Annotated in this window: 18 protein-coding genes and 1 other RNA gene; 8 read left to right on the top strand and 11 right to left on the bottom strand. The window is 46.6% G+C overall.

Features of this window, described 5'->3' with window-relative positions; genetic code table 11:
• Positions 1 to 17: 17 nt before the first annotated feature.
• Positions 18 to 473: a hypothetical protein gene (locus ACN9MT_RS06415; RefSeq protein ID WP_426273016.1), complete on the bottom strand. Its 456-nt coding sequence runs from the start codon at positions 471 to 473 to the stop codon at positions 18 to 20.
• 744 nt (positions 474 to 1,217) lie between these two features.
• On the opposite strand from ACN9MT_RS06415, the gene ACN9MT_RS06410 reads away from it, so the two are divergent.
• From ACN9MT_RS06410 to ACN9MT_RS06395, 4 genes are all read left to right on the top strand, one after another.
• The gene (locus tag ACN9MT_RS06410) at positions 1,218 to 1,844 is read left to right on the top strand and encodes a hypothetical protein (RefSeq protein ID WP_368915180.1); all 627 of its coding nucleotides are present in this window, start codon (positions 1,218 to 1,220) and stop codon (positions 1,842 to 1,844) included.
• Positions 1,845 to 1,895: 51 nt separating this feature from the next.
• Positions 1,896 to 2,399 (top strand): PH domain-containing protein, encoded by a 504-nt coding sequence (locus tag ACN9MT_RS06405; RefSeq protein ID WP_426273015.1) that lies wholly within the window; start codon positions 1,896 to 1,898, stop codon positions 2,397 to 2,399.
• 204 nt (positions 2,400 to 2,603) lie between these two features.
• Positions 2,604 to 2,783 carry a hypothetical protein gene (locus ACN9MT_RS06400; RefSeq protein WP_426273014.1) on the top strand — a complete coding sequence of 60 codons (180 nt, stop codon included), beginning with the start codon at positions 2,604 to 2,606 and terminating at the stop codon, positions 2,781 to 2,783.
• A 29-nt stretch (positions 2,784 to 2,812) separates the two neighbouring features.
• A complete protein-coding gene (locus ACN9MT_RS06395; protein ID WP_426273013.1) occupies positions 2,813 to 2,944 on the top strand; it encodes a hypothetical protein in 132 nt (43 codons plus the stop codon).
• A gap of 332 nt (positions 2,945 to 3,276) precedes the next feature.
• On the opposite strand, the gene ACN9MT_RS06390 is transcribed toward ACN9MT_RS06395, so the two are convergent.
• Both ACN9MT_RS06390 and rnpB read right to left on the bottom strand, forming a co-directional pair.
• Positions 3,277 to 4,422 (bottom strand): THUMP domain-containing class I SAM-dependent RNA methyltransferase, encoded by a 1,146-nt coding sequence (locus ACN9MT_RS06390; protein WP_426273012.1) that lies wholly within the window; start codon positions 4,420 to 4,422, stop codon positions 3,277 to 3,279.
• A gap of 111 nt (positions 4,423 to 4,533) precedes the next feature.
• Positions 4,534 to 4,907, bottom strand: an RNA gene (gene rnpB / locus ACN9MT_RS06385) — RNase P RNA component class B.
• A 134-nt stretch (positions 4,908 to 5,041) separates the two neighbouring features.
• On the opposite strand from rnpB, the gene ACN9MT_RS06380 reads away from it, so the two are divergent.
• Positions 5,042 to 5,485, top strand: coding sequence for a hypothetical protein (locus ACN9MT_RS06380; protein ID WP_426273011.1), 444 nt, complete (start codon positions 5,042 to 5,044; stop codon positions 5,483 to 5,485).
• A 46-nt stretch (positions 5,486 to 5,531) separates the two neighbouring features.
• Here ACN9MT_RS06380 and ACN9MT_RS06375 read toward each other — a convergent pair whose 3' ends face one another.
• The 4 genes from ACN9MT_RS06375 to ACN9MT_RS06360 form a co-directional block, all read right to left on the bottom strand.
• A complete protein-coding gene (locus tag ACN9MT_RS06375; protein ID WP_426273010.1) occupies positions 5,532 to 6,875 on the bottom strand; it encodes a S8 family peptidase in 1,344 nt (447 codons plus the stop codon).
• A gap of 49 nt (positions 6,876 to 6,924) precedes the next feature.
• Entirely contained in the window at positions 6,925 to 7,338 is a 414-nt protein-coding gene (locus tag ACN9MT_RS06370; RefSeq protein ID WP_023467922.1) for a hypothetical protein, read from the bottom strand.
• A 59-nt stretch (positions 7,339 to 7,397) separates the two neighbouring features.
• On the bottom strand, positions 7,398 to 8,090 hold the full coding sequence (locus ACN9MT_RS06365) for a hypothetical protein (RefSeq protein WP_035408451.1): 693 nt from the start codon (positions 8,088 to 8,090) through the stop codon (positions 7,398 to 7,400).
• Between the two features lie 69 nt (positions 8,091 to 8,159).
• A complete protein-coding gene (locus ACN9MT_RS06360; RefSeq protein WP_426273009.1) occupies positions 8,160 to 9,155 on the bottom strand; it encodes a potassium channel family protein in 996 nt (331 codons plus the stop codon).
• Positions 9,156 to 9,223: 68 nt separating this feature from the next.
• On the opposite strand from ACN9MT_RS06360, the gene ACN9MT_RS06355 reads away from it, so the two are divergent.
• The 3 genes from ACN9MT_RS06355 (at position 9,224) to ACN9MT_RS06345 (ending at position 10,676) form a co-directional block, all read left to right on the top strand.
• Complete coding sequence (locus tag ACN9MT_RS06355; RefSeq protein ID WP_035408455.1) at positions 9,224 to 9,451, top strand: hypothetical protein; 228 nt, start codon at positions 9,224 to 9,226, stop codon at positions 9,449 to 9,451.
• Positions 9,452 to 9,486: 35 nt separating this feature from the next.
• Positions 9,487 to 9,693, top strand: coding sequence for a DUF2922 family protein (locus tag ACN9MT_RS06350; protein ID WP_035408457.1), 207 nt, complete (start codon positions 9,487 to 9,489; stop codon positions 9,691 to 9,693).
• An 89-nt stretch (positions 9,694 to 9,782) separates the two neighbouring features.
• On the top strand, positions 9,783 to 10,676 hold the full coding sequence (locus ACN9MT_RS06345) for a hypothetical protein (protein WP_426273008.1): 894 nt from the start codon (positions 9,783 to 9,785) through the stop codon (positions 10,674 to 10,676).
• A 90-nt stretch (positions 10,677 to 10,766) separates the two neighbouring features.
• Here the strand turns inward: ACN9MT_RS06345 and ACN9MT_RS06340 are convergent, their stop codons facing one another.
• The 4 genes from ACN9MT_RS06340 to ACN9MT_RS06325 are packed head-to-tail and all read right to left on the bottom strand — an operon-like array spanning position 10,767 to position 14,919.
• On the bottom strand, positions 10,767 to 11,864 hold the full coding sequence (locus ACN9MT_RS06340) for an ABC transporter permease subunit (protein WP_426273007.1): 1,098 nt from the start codon (positions 11,862 to 11,864) through the stop codon (positions 10,767 to 10,769).
• Positions 11,861 to 12,913, bottom strand: a complete 1,053-nt coding sequence (locus ACN9MT_RS06335) for a hypothetical protein (protein ID WP_426273006.1) — start codon at positions 12,911 to 12,913, stop codon at positions 11,861 to 11,863. Before ACN9MT_RS06335 ends, ACN9MT_RS06340 begins: the two co-directional genes overlap by 4 nt.
• A complete protein-coding gene (locus ACN9MT_RS06330) occupies positions 12,910 to 13,791 on the bottom strand; it encodes an ATP-binding cassette domain-containing protein (protein ID WP_426273005.1) in 882 nt (293 codons plus the stop codon). Before ACN9MT_RS06330 ends, ACN9MT_RS06335 begins: the two co-directional genes overlap by 4 nt.
• Positions 13,792 to 13,845: 54 nt before the next feature.
• Positions 13,846 to 14,919 (bottom strand): hypothetical protein, encoded by a 1,074-nt coding sequence (locus tag ACN9MT_RS06325; protein WP_426273004.1) that lies wholly within the window; start codon positions 14,917 to 14,919, stop codon positions 13,846 to 13,848.
• Position 14,920: the final 1 nt, after the last annotated feature.

Here is a 14,920-nt window from a genome sequence, read left to right as displayed (position 1 = left end):
AGATATTGTTGGAACCCCTAATGCCGCCTTTCCTCTAATATAAATTTTAAATTATCGTAATTCGAAATCATATAGAAAACATTCTCTTCTCCCAACCAGTACGTTTTGCGAACGACGCGTCTGAGTGCTTCCTTGTCCTTTAACTCGACTGTAAAATAGACAAGCGGATCTAAATGATGTTTGCGACTTGGATAAACCGTTTGAATGGTATAGTCAATATCCTGTTGCTGAAAGAACTGCTGATGTCGTTCTCTTAATACATATTCATCCGAAAAATACAGATACAGTGGAAAGTCATTCCGATGCTCCAAAAACTCGTACAAAATTTTCTTCGTTGGTGAAACACATTCATCTCCCTCTGACGGACTAATTAAATATGCCGTTTTAATTGACTCGTCCATATCTAAAAAATGACCAAAAATACTTCCTAAATCACCCGTCACTGCATATTCCTCAATCCAGATTCTTGTCATTCTTATCTCCTTTAGTATGTATAGGTACTTCATTAATATATGCTGAACTGTTTGAAACAGGATTAATTCAAGATGACGATTCAACTTTTGAAGTTATTAAAACAGTATCACTATAAGCAAAAGCAGTTTTGAAAGTTATGAATTCAATATTCCCAACTCCTTACGCAATCAGAAAAAAACAAACCGGCGTATTAGATGAAAAATGAATGAGATATCCGATGAAATTTTTAATCAATGATTTTGGTATGACACCTAAGTTTAACGTTTTAGGTATTAAAAACAACAAATAACAAAGTAGTTGTAAGTGATCAAATATTAAGCAATCCAAAAAAACTAATGAATAACGTATCACAATTTTTAGATCAAAGTTTTTTACCAGAAGTTACTGAGCTGAATTCGGGCGATAACATATTTAGACCGTTTGTCATCTATAGAACTTTAAATTAATTTATATCCAAATCAGAGTATCCGATAACTGGATGCTTTTTTGATACAGTCTATATACCAGTTATATGGAATCATTTTGACTAACATAAAATGATACTAGACATTGACTGCATAATCAGAAATGAATAACTTTTACTACAAATGTATAAATAAATTATTTCTATTATTTTGTAACTCCTAATGATTAGTTAAACGCTTACTGTGCGACTATTTTTTTATTTCTAAAATAAAATATATAAAATAAGATTGATAATTCGTAAAATAAGGTTAACTAAATTTTAAAGGAGGATATTTATAATGAAAAAGCTGATTGTTAGTGCATCGTTGACGGCATCACTAATGCTCGCTGGTTGCAGTGAAGCTGTAGACACGACGAAAAAAGCAGATACAGAAGCAAAAGTAGATAAGAGTAAAGAAGCCTCCAAAGAATCTGCGAAAAAGAAGGAAACAACTGATCCAAGTAACGAAAAGTCGGACTTCGGAATGAAGAAAATTCAGTACACGAAAGATAACTTGGGCATTGTGAAGAGACTTGGACCGATAGACTTTAAAATTAACAGCGTGCAAACGTCACGTTTGATGATTGATGAACCTTCGAGGGCCATGTTCGAAGATAAGGAAGAAGTAACACTGATTATTCTTGGGGTTGATGTTGAAAACATGAGTGACGATACCGTCAGCTTCTATCCAGATCAAGCTGTACTGACAACGAATACGGGTGAGCAGATTGATTCTGAAATGATGTTCGTCGATGAAATCGGTGGTGACTTTATCGGAAAAGTAAAAAAATCAGGAGAAATCGTATTCTTAGCCGAATCTGATCCAAAAGAAATTACAAATATCAAATACATTGTAGACGGTCCAAGTGATGAAAACTTTGAACCATTAGCTGAGAAATACACTGTCGAAATCCCGACAAAATAATAGTTCTCTGTTTGATTGTCTGAATACATTTTAGAAGTGGAGGCAAATGACATGATCACTAACTTTACAAAATTGAACGAGCGATTCGCTTTAATTGAGTTCCCAGTTACATTGGCCACTATGGATGAAATCAAAATGGAGTTTCCAAAGAGTGAACGTGCTTTTTATGAAATTACGTTAAAGGAATTAAAAAAGCATTTCAAACCGACGGATCAATTGTTTAGTTTCGAAGGTGTGCAGCCTACCATGACAAAGTATGGATTTATGATTTTGATGAAGGATGAGATTGTATTATCTCTTCACTCAGCTGGACTATTCCCCAAAGCAAACCTTGAGCGGATTCCTATGAAGAAAGTTACTGAAGTCGACTTTGATATTGCTCCGACTCCTTTCGGTAATCCAGCGAACTTCGGTTTGGGTGTCATTCACATCAGCTATGGTAAGACATTCGGCACTAAAAAGTTCACGATTCGAAATATCGATACTCAGAACTTGGATAATATCTTAGCTCGTATCCGTGCTCTAGTAAAACAGGCGCAAGAGAATATTAACTAAGCACCCATTCAGGGTGCTTTTTTGCACGTTAACAATAGAACATAAATTCTAAAAGAAAAGAACTAAGAACCATGACGATGGAAGATAACTTCGCCGCCTGTGTGCGGGCTCATGTCCGAATGATTAAGACGACGTTCTGTCACTCCTACCAATTAATCCTCAACCGCAACCTGAAGTGATTCATACAGCTGAAGGTCGACCTGGTTGAATCGACGCATGCCTCTCCTCTCCAACTGGAATCGGGAAGGCTTGAAGGCATCGACGATTAACTTACTACGCGTCATCTTCGTCGACATGTTCAGCTTGTCGATCCGGATGAACAACTACAAGGGAGCTAACCCCTTCTCTGCCGTAGCGAAACTGAATGAAGGACTGAAAACATAAATTGATACGAAGGCAAGAAGGTCCGAGTCGTGAAGATTTCGACGCACGTCGCTGGGAAATTAAAATGGATTCAAATCGAGCAACGGTATGAAGGCATGCTGATGAGTTTGCGGAACGACGAGGTCTTGATCTGTTTCGATGTCCCCAGTCCCTACCTCTAGCATTCGGGTTTATGGAGACGACATATCGAGACGATTAAAGCCGCCGAACTTCCGAAGGTTACTTTACACAGATTGTGCCATACGCATGCCTCACTCCTCATGGAGATGGGCGTCCATGCGAAGAACGACTCGGTCATGCCGATGTGACTTTGACGAAGAACACGTACGCTCACGTATTGCACACTTTACAATCAGATACGGCGACGCAATTCGAACAGCTTTTGAAACGCAAAAAAAACCGCTCAACCGAGCGGCTCATGACATTTTGGCGAAAAAAATAAAAAAGTGGGAATTGAGTGGGAACTGACTCCCACTCACCTCTCACAAATCGCTTAAGCCTGCGGACGTTTCCGGCGCAAACCATAGTACTGATAAAATTGAACTTCGATATTTCCGTTATACAGCTTTCGGCGCTTCGTCGCTGGGCGACCATACGCTTTTTCGAACTCAACATACGACGTGATCATATAGACACTGTAGTATGGGAATTCTTTATACGCTGTTCCAATCTTGCGGTACAACTGATGGACTTCACGTGCATCTTCCAAACGTTCCCCGTACGGTGGGTTCCCGATGATAACACCGAAGTCTTCCTTCGGTTTGAAGTCTGCCGCGTCGCGTTGCATGACGTTGATCGCATCGCGAACGTCTGCGAGTTCTGCGTTTGTTTTCGCGAGCTTGACCATCTCTGGATCGACATCGCTTGCGTAGATCTTCAGTGGTTTGTCCCACTCTGCTTTTTCGTTCGCTTCGTTGATTGCGTCGAACCATGCCTTCTTCGGAATGCATTTCCATTCCTGTGAGACGAACTCGCGGTTGATCCCTGGTGCGATATTACGCCCGATCATCGCTGCTTCGATCGCAAGCGTACCTGAACCGGTGAAGACGTCGTAGAGCGGCATATCCGGCTTCCAATTCGTCAGCATCAGCATCGCTGCTGCCATCGTCTCTTTGAGTGGAGCGGCCGAGTGGAACTCACGGTAGCCACGTTTGTGTAACGCGTCGCCAGACGTATCGATCGTTAATGTCGCGATGTCTTTTAACAAAGCAACTTCGATCGGATAGCTCGCGCCTGTCTTCGGTAACCATTCCGTTCCTTTGCTGTACTGTTCTTGCATGTGCGAGACGATTGCTTTCTCGGTGATCTTCTGGCAGTCACGGATCGAGAAGAGCTTCGACTTGACCGAACGACCGTTGACGATGAAGTTCGCATCCCACGGCATCAATTCGTGCCATGGTAGTGCCTTGACTTGATCGAACAATTTTTCGAATGTCGTCGCGCGGAACTCAGAGACGACGAGTTTGATCCGGTCCGCTGTCCGAAGCCACATGTTCAAACGGGGAATGTCCTCCATCTCACAATCGATGTAGACCTTTCCGTCCTCGACCGTGCATTCATATCCTAACGCACGGACTTCTTTTGCGACGAGCGCTTCGATTCCCATCGCCGCTGTCGCGATGACTAAGCGTTTTGCCATATCGCGTTCACTCCTTTATCGTTTCTTCCACAGTATCGTTTCATTGCAATAAAAAAAGAGCCCAGGGTGGACCTGGACTCTCGTTCAACTTAAAAATAACAGCCTATGTGGTCCTGTAAGCCATGTTCTGTTCCTTAGTGTTCCAAACGGTTTGACCCTCACACGCAGGCGACAATCATCTATCTCCGTATTTGCATACGCTCTCCTTCGCGTTCAGTTCCGCTCCGGAAATTCCCCTACCAAATTTGGGTTTCTCGCTCGTGGGGTTTACCTCGTTCCACCTTCATGGTTTCCCATGAAGCTCCGTCACTGTGGCACCTTCAAGAAGTTTCGGCCATATCCGAAGACTTAGGCGTTCCTTCTGCCGTCAGCTTGACGCTGCCTACACTTATCTTTTAGTGTAGCACGATCACTACAGCCATCGCAGGCTGTGCGAGCATGGACTTTCCTCAAAGCATCGAAATGCCCCGCGATTGTCCGAACCAACATAGTCACTGCTTATGAGTGTAGCGTAGATGCCGCTTTCCTGCAAGAGGTAATTCTCGTTTTACAAACGAAAAAGTTGCGTCCCTGCCTCATTTCACGGTATAGTACAAGAGTTCAGAAGGAGGCATGCAGCATGAAAAAACGACGCTCTGGTACGAACCGGCGAGCGGTTCGCAAGTTGACATTCCTGATCGAGATCGACGAGATCAAGGCACTTCATCTGCGAAACGGCATCTTCGCCTTCTATCGTCAAGGAGAGCTCATCCACGCGTTCGAGCCGTTCAACGTCAAGGCGCCCGATGCACTCTCAAAACGTAGCTATCATTTCGATCAACACGATATCTTGCTTATGAACGAACGGTTCCCTGAGCAAATCCCGTTGTATGATGAAGCGATGACGTTACGCTCTTGGGCCGACCAGGTCGCTTATGGTTTATACCAATTGATCGATTCCAGTCGCCTGTCGTTCGTCCATGAGGATGACACAGGATACAAGATGGAAGCGATGATCACATGGACTGGAGAGGCATTGACGCCTCCGACGCCCGTCTATAAAAAAGGAAAAGACCCGAAGTAACCTTCAGGTCTCGTACGGCGCTTCCCACTCAGTGGGAGGCGCTTTTTTATTTGACTGTCAGTAAGCGTTCGACGGTCCGCGTATGCCGTCCACCTGTCGTTGTAAAGACAAGCTTATATGCCCCCTTGTCTTTCAACTTATACGTAAACTTATGCGTACCGTTCGTTAAATTCGATTGCGTGAACGTCTTAATGACCTTCCCGTCCTTATAGAGACGTGTCGTCGTCTTCGCACTCGCATACTCATCAAAATAGAATGTAAACGCCTGATTCGGCTTAACCGTTTCCGGTAACGAGATCTTCGAGATCGGTGCCGGCAGTGTCGCTAAGATTCCGGCATTCAAGCGACCTGCTCCGTAATGCAACTTCGTATCACCTGATTTTTTCGTCGCTGCAGCATATAACTTACTGCGCATCGTCGTATTCGAGACGAATGGGTTCTTCGATTTCGCGAGCGCCAACACACCACTGACGACCGGTGTCGCCATCGATGTTCCGTCCAAGTAGCCGTACTTGTTGCCGACGATCGTCGAGTAGATCCCTTCCCCCGGTGCCATGATGTTGACTCCTTTACCGTAGTTCGAGAACGTCGAGGCACGCCCCAGCGTTCCGACGGACCCGACACCGACGACTTGACTCATCGATCCTGGGAAGAGTACTTTATTGCGCCCGTCGTTTCCGGCTGCTCCGACGACGAGTATGTTCTTCGCTTCCGCCTTTTTGACCGCTGCTTCCATATACGGATCAAACTCATATTGTCCGAGTGAGAGATTGATGACATCTGCTCCCTGCTCGATTGCATACAAAATACCGTCGCCGATGTCGATTGATGCAGCAAAGTCTCCATCGAAGACATCGGCCCCGATCAGTTTGACACCAGATGCGACACCGACGATCCCTTGACCGTCTTCACGCGCCGCGACGATACCGGCGACGTGTGTCCCGTGATCGTCAGGTTTTCGGATTCCAGAAATCGTCGTCGTCTTATAGATGACGTCCTTGAACTCGCGGTGTTTCGTATCGATTGCATCATCGATGATCGCAACGCGAACGTCCGATTTCCCGCGGCTGTACTTCCAGTAAGCCGGAATCCGTGACTGATCGAGGTACGTTTGCTGGAACTGGGCAGAATCCGTTGCTCTCTTGACGTCCGTGATTGGAATCAAATCGGCATCGATATCCTTTTCTTCGAGATGTGCAAGCGGCTCGACGAGCGAGAATCCTTTTTGTTTCAAGGCACGAATCTCGGTCAGCCCCTGATTCGCCAACCACTCTTGTTTTTGTTGTTCTGTAAACGTCGGATCATATTGTACGTATTGAGACTGCGCGAAAGCAGACGTTGGCATGGCGACGATTGTCGCTAGCGTGAGTAGTGCAAGTTGCTTTTTCATGGGAACCCTGCCCTTCTCTGATTACGCGCCGACCGAAGAATCGTCTGGACTAAAGCGGAACCGTACCGTCCGGTTCTTCGCTGACTTCAAAAGGAATGATCTTTCCGATCGTCACGTAAGCATAATAGCGTGCAAGGACCGCACGCCAACGCGTTGCATCGATCCCCGTCAGGTCTTCACCTAACGGGGAACCGTCGAACGTCTCGAACTGTTGGCAAAAGAACGCTTCTTCTTCTTCATGCCACGTTACTTCTTCGCCGATGAACCCGGTCGAAAAGCGGACGAAGTCCGCAATCGAGGGTCCAATCACTTCTGCCGGCAAGCGTTCGCTCATCCGTCCGACCAGTTCATACCGGTCGCGTTGTGCTTGTTCCGCTTCTTCAATCGAATGACACAGCAGCACTTCACGATTTATTTCTACTAACACGACATAGTCACCACTCGGTAAATTGACGTGAATCATCCCTACACCCCTCGGACTGAATTCGTGCGGCTTCTAGGTGTCATTTTTTCTTCGATAATTTATAATGTCCATTTTCGATCAAATGTTAATTCAATCGGCTCGTTATCTTTCGACTTTAACATAACGACCCGCGTCGTTTCAATTTGATCGACGAGATCCGCTTGACGAAGAGACTGAATTTCCTTTGAAGAACCGGCTTCAATCCGGTCTCTGTAAGGGGCAAGCAACTCTTGTTGATTGCTTGCGAGTGCGTACCAGGCAAGACGGGCAAACGGTTCGTCCTTCGCCGTTTCAAGCGCATAACTCTCGAAGATATCTGGAAGATAACTGCTAAATTGATCAAGCGCGTCGATTCGTTCAGCGACATCTAAAATCGTCAACCAGCTCGGGAGTGAAAGCAACGATTCGCTCGACCACCAGTCGAGTAAATCGACATGCTCTTTAAGTAATTGATGAGCTTCCGGCCGGTCAATCATATGTTGTAGCGTCTGGATGAGTTCGTTCCAGGCAAGTGACCAGTACTCCTCTGATGGATTAGCTGAAAGGAAAAATTGACGATAGACCGTCAACAATTCCGAAACGTCCGTTAATGGTTCGACTTCTAACCGTTGATTGAATCGGCTAACTGCTTTTGTAAAATAATTTGGTTCAAGCGTCAGTGCCATATAGAGTAATTTTGGTGCATTTTTAATTTCGCCTTGATCGACCGTCTCAAATAATTCTTGAATCCATTCTGGTTGTGGTTGTGTCATAATCTTTTTCCTCCGTCTAGTAAATTTATTTACTATACCCGAAAAAAGATTGGTTAAATCCTTTCTTCTCTAAATCGCTCCGATTCGTTGGGCGGTTTCCTCCGAACACAAGACAATCAACGTCCCGTTTTTCGGAATCGCTTCATCGAGTCGACGGTTCAAATCGAGTCGTTTTCCATCAGATAAGATCGTGACGCCTTCTTCTAGCAAGGCATGATAGGCGTCACGGTACGTCCCCCACTCCGGTCTACTCGGAATCGAGAACATGCCCTCACCGTCCTTCGTCAACAAATCCGTCACGACCTTCGTCACACCAGGATGATGGGACGCGAGGATCGCCATCCGGGCAATCGTCTCATCACCAAGTAACACCTCATCAACCTTAACCTGTTCGAAGCTGTCGAGGTGTTCTTCAAGCATCATTTCGACGATTGTATAAATGTTCGGATTCGCCCGTTCGATGCTTGAAGCAATCAACAATGTCCGTCCGTCAGCATGGACCGGTGGAATCGAATGATCGGCGAGGACGATCGCGCGAACTGCCTTTTCGATGTGTGCCCGTTCGAGCGTCGATGTCAGTGCCGGATCACCACAGACGTAATGAAATCGTGGATGACTGAATGGCTCGCGCTCTAAATCATCGACGAGGACGACATCCGTATGTTCGATTAATGAATCGATGACGTGCTTCGAACGCCGACTGTAACCGAAAACGACGGTATGCCCTGTTTCTTTCACTTGTAATAACCCTCTTTCCTTTTGATTGCGAATCAACTGGACACCGTCGACCAGTTTTGAGATTAGTCCCCCGACGATCCCGATTCCAAAGATGAAGACGAAAATCGTCAGAATCCGACCGGTATCAGAATTCGGGAAGAAGTCGCCGTACCCGACCGTGACGACGGTCGTCATCGTCCAGTAGACGGCCCGGAAGTAGGATCCGAACGTTTCTGGCTCAAGAGCATACATGATGCCCGCGACACCAAAGACGAAGATCAAGGACGCATATCCGAGCGTCCGCATGCGTAAAAACGATACTTTTCGTAAAAAACGTAACCAGACCATCTTTTTTTCATTCCTTTCGAACAATCCGGTCTCTTCCCCTGTCAATAAGGGCGAAGGAGGTGATACACATGACACAAGCAGAAGAAATCAAGACGAGTCTCGTCATCGTCTTCGAGCGGAAGGACAAGGTGACAGCAAACGGTGATGCCGTCGTTGCTCGCCGCCGCTACAACGGCTTACGTTCGAATCTTCCAGCAGACGTCGTCGCTTCGATCGGTCAAGCGGTCGGCAGCTTACTCGACGGACGCTACGCGCTGACGGAAATCAGCCGTGACTACGCTCTACTCAAGGCATAACTCGTCCCTACATTTCATGAAAGGAGTGACCATTGATGGAACATACGATCGTCCTGACATTCGATACGGTGACAAAAAAACCGTATCGCTTGCGGATCGCTGGTGCGAAGGAAAATGCGACCGTGGCTGAGATCAAAGCAATCGGTGACTTGTTCGTCGCCCATGACCCGTTCATGAACGGTGTCACACGTCTCGCGTCCGCTGAATTGCAAAATAGTTCGGAATCGCCATTCGTCTTGTAAGCTTTTTCAGTCCATCGTCACGGGATTACGTGACGATGGCTTTTTTTTGGTATACTAGAAACATCAACCAGCTGAAAGGAAGTCAATTTATGGCCAAACGCCCACTCACTCCTCGCGAATGCGAACTCGTCGTCTGTAGTCTCTACGTAATGGAACTCATCCCGTTCGAAGGCATCATGGAACGTCTCGAATCCATTACGCTCCGAGACATCATCGGCCCCGTCGCACGTGGTGAATCGACGCGGGAGCAAGCTGCTGACGCGCTTGACCAGTACATCAAGGTCCGACGTCGCCGGTTCCGCAACGTCCCACCGGAACATCTGTGGTCGCTTGACGACCGGATTGAACAAGAAGCACTGCGGATGATCCGCAAGCGTTCGCCGCTCTCGGCAGGAGAAAAGCTCCAGCCGAAAGCCATTCCTCATGAAATGGGTGATACGGTCGAGTTGAAAGTGACCGAAATCCAGGATCGCAACAACAAAGTGACCTTGATCGGAAAAGTCGGTAACGTCACGGCGAAGCTTCCGGTCGCGAACCGTCAAGCCTATAAAGGCAATAAGACGATCTCCGCCTGGATCACGGGTGTCGAGAAAAAACCCGCCTTACTTCATTTGTCGACATCCGACTACGGCAAACATCAGCCGTCAGAAGACGTCAAGGCAGCGTATGCGACTGCCGTCGCCGCGTTACGTCGCTATTTCGAGACGAACGAGCTCCCGACGACCGAAGAAGTCGATCTCGCAAAATCACTGTTTCAACGGATGATCCGCCGCGATCAGAACGATTGGTTCACGGTATACGTCGCGATGGGTCGCCCGCAACTCGATCACGTCCGGCGCTGGGTCAAGGTCATCCAGATGCTCGCCCGCTCCCTGCGCGGGGACGAGGAAGCAACACAACAACTCGCTTCGCAGGAAGATCGTTTTTTCAAGGATGCCTTATTGCGTGCCTGTAAAGCGGCAGAGAAAAACTTCACGTCTTGATGCTTTCGCCTCACGACGTATCAATTCCTAGTCAAAACGAAAAAAAGAACGCTTCGCACCGGATAACTTTTTTCGGTGCGAAGCGTTCTTTTAGGTAGACTGACGCGAGACAAGCTTGTAACAACCCCAGCCGAATAAGAAAATCGTCGTGATGCTACTGGCGATGACGACTACTGGTAAAATAATCGGTTGCCCAAACACCGGTATAGCAAGGTAATCCCTAAACAATACGAACACCATCAATGACTGCCCTTGTGTCAGGAAGAGAAGTGAGCGAATCGTTTCGCTCGCCATGATGCCTCCAAAGAACTTTTCAAGCACGAACGGACCAATCAACCAGATCGATGCGAGTATCAGAACAGCAAGGACGTGCCGGACGAGTAACGAGAAAAACGTGAACGTCATGACTAACGAGACAGCGACCAGCCACTGCATCAAAATAGCGAGCAGATACAGTTGCCCGAATGTCAACGGATATGGAGAATCATGATAGTTAAACTGAATCGGTAACTCCCAGCCGCTCGACTGACGGAAAAATAAGAGCCACTGGACGATATTGTAAACGAGGATGATGCCAGTGACGAGCAGGATCGAGAGTGTTAATTTTGCCGTCAGGACGTCTTTGCGACCATGCTTTGCGCTATAGAGCAGTTGCAACATCCCGGTCTGCGCTTCGCGAGAAAAACTCGTCGCGGTTACTAACGTCAAGACGATTGCCAGCAACGCAAATCCTCCGACACCGAGAAATACGATGAATTGATCAAGCGTCCGGTAGTTGCCAACGTGTTGATAATCGATTTTCGCAAGCAACGACGCCTCTTGTTCGAGTTTTCGTTTTTTGATGTCAGATGTCGCAGAGCGCGCTTGTTGACGCAATTTGTCGACACGTTGCGATTGTGACTGATGCCGCCCATCCGCCTTCAAAATCTGCGAATAAATGTCGTATTCACGCTGTTCTGCTTTCGTGATCCCATTCTTCATTACACGCTTTTTCCCCTCTGTTGCCTGCTTTACGAAATCCCTTGTCAGTTTCCCTTCAAACGGCGCATTCGTCCGTTCCGTTCCAGACAAGCCCATCCGACTAAACGAAAAAATCAGACCGATGCTGAACACGAGGCACAGGAGAACCCACACCATTTTTTGTTGTTTTACCTTTTGCCATTCCACCTTCAATAACTCGCGACTCATGTCAGCTCCCTCCTTTTAACGTAACGCATCATGAATACGTAAAGGGTGACAATCAGTAGCATCCAAACGAGCATCACAAAAATCGGTAAGACGAATGGTATGTCTGTCTGGAACAGTTCACGCGTCAGGACGCCACGACTTGGGAAAAAGAAGATCAGCATTTGTACGAACTCTGGGAAAAAGACATCCGGAATGACGTAACCATACGTCAATGGTAAGCCGATCAAAATCATTACGTAAATGAAGGCGTGACTGTACTGTTTCGCGAATAACGAGGCACATAAAATAGCTGTCGCTAGCGTCACAAAGGCAAGTTCCTGATAAATGAACGTACACAGTACATATCCACCAATCGATAATGGATACGGTGCTGCAGCAAGTCCGTCCATCGCTTGCATCGGTGCCGACCAATCGATTGGTCCGAGTTGATAACGGACGACTAAGATCGTCGCAAGATACGTCAACACATGGATGATCGTCACGTACATAACGGCAGCCATCCATTTCGCACGTAATAAGACGTGTCGTCCATTCCGCGACGTCAACTGGTACTGTTCGACTCCGGTCATGCGTTCACGTGTATAACTGATCGTCACGAGTAGGAGTGCGATCAACGGGAACAGGAGTCCGGATTGATTGACGAACGTCGCTACGATTTCCGCCGGATCGTGATAGCGAATCGATGCGACGTTGATACGATTGACGAGCTTTTGCTCGAACGTATCGCTTTTTAAAACGTCGAGGCGTTGCTGCCGCTGAAGTTGAGCTTCTTCCATATGTAAGATTTGAGCATAGATTTCATTCTTGTAAAATATGTCGTCTTCTCCTATTCGTGTATCTGGATCATTGATGATGTTACCATCTGCCTCAATCCTCTGAAAGACGTCTTTCGTCGCTGGTCCTTCGAACGAAGAATAGCGGGACTTGACGACATGATCAACGGGTTCCACTAATGTTGGAAAGAAAAAGATTCCCATCAAGGTCAACAGCAACCAGACGATTAGCGATTTATATAATTTGTATGATTCGAATCGTAACATCGACATCACGCGCCACGCATCCGTTCATCTAAGTGATAAAGGTATAAATCTTCTAGTTGCGGCTCTTCCTGAACCGCATCTGGATGCGGTTGATCGGACGAGATGATCCGGACGCGGTTTTTACCATACCGCGTTTGGTGAATCGCACCCATTTGGTACGTCTCCTGCAAGATGAGCAATGTCTCGTCCGATACATCGACGGACCAGATCGAGGTCGCGATCTCATCGAGCAAGGTATAAGGATTAGCTTGGCGGATGATCTTTCCTTGCTGCATCAGGATGATTTCCTTTGCGATTGATCCGACATCCGAGACGATATGTGTCGACAGTAAGACGATTCGTTTTCGCGCAATCGTCGCGATGACGTTTCGAAAATGAATCCGTTCTTTTGGATCAAGCCCTGCCGTCGGTTCATCGATGATCCAAAAGTCCGGGTCGTTCAACAATAGTTGCGCGATCCCGATCCGTCGCTTCATTCCACCCGAGAAGCGGCGTAGTTTCTGATTTTTTTGTTCTAGCAAATTCACATCAATCAAGGCTTGCTCGACGCGAGCGGTGATGACGGATTTAGGAACGCCCTTGACCGTTGCCAAGTACGTTAAAAACTGTGTTGCCGTGAAATCACCGTAAAGCGGTGTCTCCTGCGGCAAATACCCGATTCGTTCGCGATACGTCTCTTCTAGCGGTGAGACGACGTGACCGTCGACTCGAATCACCCCTTGAGATGGACGTAACAGTCCAGCAAGAATCTTCATCAACGTCGTCTTCCCTGCTCCATTTTCACCAAACAAGGCATACACTCCGGCTTCCAGTGTCAACGTGATCTCCTGCAACGCTTGTTTTCGATTCGGATAGATTTTCGATAACTGTTCGATTTCTAGTTTCATATCATTCTGTCCTTTCAAAAAGACGTCATCCGGTTTCGGTATGACGCCTCCATTTCATTGCACTACAAAATTAGAAATACTCGTTTTCTTCTGGTGGTTCGCGTCCTCGATTTTTCCTTGATAGAGAAGTCGATCCTGTTTCAAATCGACGATGGATACTTGAAACCCACCTTTGGTCTCTGACGTCAGATAAAGTTTCATGTCATTCGTCATGTTCATCCACTCGACATTTCTCAATACAAGTGGACTCGTCACGCTGTGCTCGGATCGTTGTTTTGTCTTCATGTCGAATGTCGACCACTCGAGTCGTTTCGTGTCTCCTTCTGGAAAACGGAACCCGACGAGATATCGTCCATTTTCATGCGTCGTATAACTAACGTTCCGCTGATTCAACGCTTTGATCGGTCGAACGCTTTTTCCGTCATCAAGAAAATGGAATGCTTCGGGTTCTTCACTTCCATCACTTTCGAATGCTCTCTCCGAATAAACGACTTCATTTTGATGGATAGCTACAAACTGACGTACTCGATCCACTGGAGCTGATTTTTGAAGAACGATGTCCTGCACCGTACCACTCGCTAAATCCAACACGACGAGCTTCGTATCTTTCGGTTGATCGATATGATCCAACTGGACATAGACTTTCATCGCTTGCTTATCGACGACATTCGCTTGCAACTCGATTCCCGTCTCGAGCTTCGAATGATAGTCGAACGTCTTCTCGAACAGTTCTTTTGTTTGATAGTTGAACATCTTGAACTTCAAATGATTATTTTTGATCTGAATCGCATAATTCAGCGTTTGATTTTCACTCGTATTCGTTTCTTGTTGCGTAATGAATTCATAGTAACGGTCCGGTATTTCTGGAAGATTGTTCGTTCCAAAGAACTGATTGAAGTAGCTATTCGATTGCCCATCTACTGAACCCTTATTTGTAATTTCATAAATCTGAGAACGTTTACCCTCTGTATGCAAGTCCACTGTAAACGACTCTTTGTTTGTTGTTTGCCCGCTAACCGTCTGGATGGAAAAGGCTGCGTCTTTGATCGTCCACGTATAACCGATATAGCTGCCAACCGTTACGAGACTGATCAGCCCGATTACTAGGAGTTGTCGATATCGTTTCATG

It is taken from the genome of Exiguobacterium sp. R-17 (genome assembly GCF_049913315.1).
Lineage (GTDB): Bacteria > Bacillota > Bacilli > Exiguobacteriales > Exiguobacteriaceae > Exiguobacterium_A.
Note: the sequence above shows the minus strand (reverse complement) of the source record. Positions and strands in the feature narration are given on the sequence as shown.

Coding starts and splice junctions, on each gene's coding strand:
- ACN9MT_RS06415 (WP_426273016.1), bottom strand. CDS start 473: ATGACAAGAATCTGGATTGAGGAATATGCAGTGACGGGTGATTTAGGA.
- ACN9MT_RS06340 (WP_426273007.1), bottom strand. CDS start 11,864: ATGAGTCGCGAGTTATTGAAGGTGGAATGGCAAAAGGTAAAACAACAA.
- ACN9MT_RS06370 (WP_023467922.1), bottom strand. CDS start 7,338: ATGATTCACGTCAATTTACCGAGTGGTGACTATGTCGTGTTAGTAGAA.
- ACN9MT_RS06375 (WP_426273010.1), bottom strand. CDS start 6,875: ATGAAAAAGCAACTTGCACTACTCACGCTAGCGACAATCGTCGCCATG.
- ACN9MT_RS06325 (WP_426273004.1), bottom strand. CDS start 14,919: ATGAAACGATATCGACAACTCCTAGTAATCGGGCTGATCAGTCTCGTA.
- ACN9MT_RS06360 (WP_426273009.1), bottom strand. CDS start 9,155: ATGGTCTGGTTACGTTTTTTACGAAAAGTATCGTTTTTACGCATGCGG.
- ACN9MT_RS06330 (WP_426273005.1), bottom strand. CDS start 13,791: ATGAAACTAGAAATCGAACAGTTATCGAAAATCTATCCGAATCGAAAA.
- ACN9MT_RS06380 (WP_426273011.1), top strand. CDS start 5,042: ATGAAAAAACGACGCTCTGGTACGAACCGGCGAGCGGTTCGCAAGTTG.
- ACN9MT_RS06355 (WP_035408455.1), top strand. CDS start 9,224: ATGACACAAGCAGAAGAAATCAAGACGAGTCTCGTCATCGTCTTCGAG.
- ACN9MT_RS06390 (WP_426273012.1), bottom strand. CDS start 4,422: ATGGCAAAACGCTTAGTCATCGCGACAGCGGCGATGGGAATCGAAGCG.
- ACN9MT_RS06345 (WP_426273008.1), top strand. CDS start 9,783: ATGGCCAAACGCCCACTCACTCCTCGCGAATGCGAACTCGTCGTCTGT.
- ACN9MT_RS06365 (WP_035408451.1), bottom strand. CDS start 8,090: ATGACACAACCACAACCAGAATGGATTCAAGAATTATTTGAGACGGTC.
- ACN9MT_RS06350 (WP_035408457.1), top strand. CDS start 9,487: ATGGAACATACGATCGTCCTGACATTCGATACGGTGACAAAAAAACCG.
- ACN9MT_RS06410 (WP_368915180.1), top strand. CDS start 1,218: ATGAAAAAGCTGATTGTTAGTGCATCGTTGACGGCATCACTAATGCTC.
- ACN9MT_RS06405 (WP_426273015.1), top strand. CDS start 1,896: ATGATCACTAACTTTACAAAATTGAACGAGCGATTCGCTTTAATTGAG.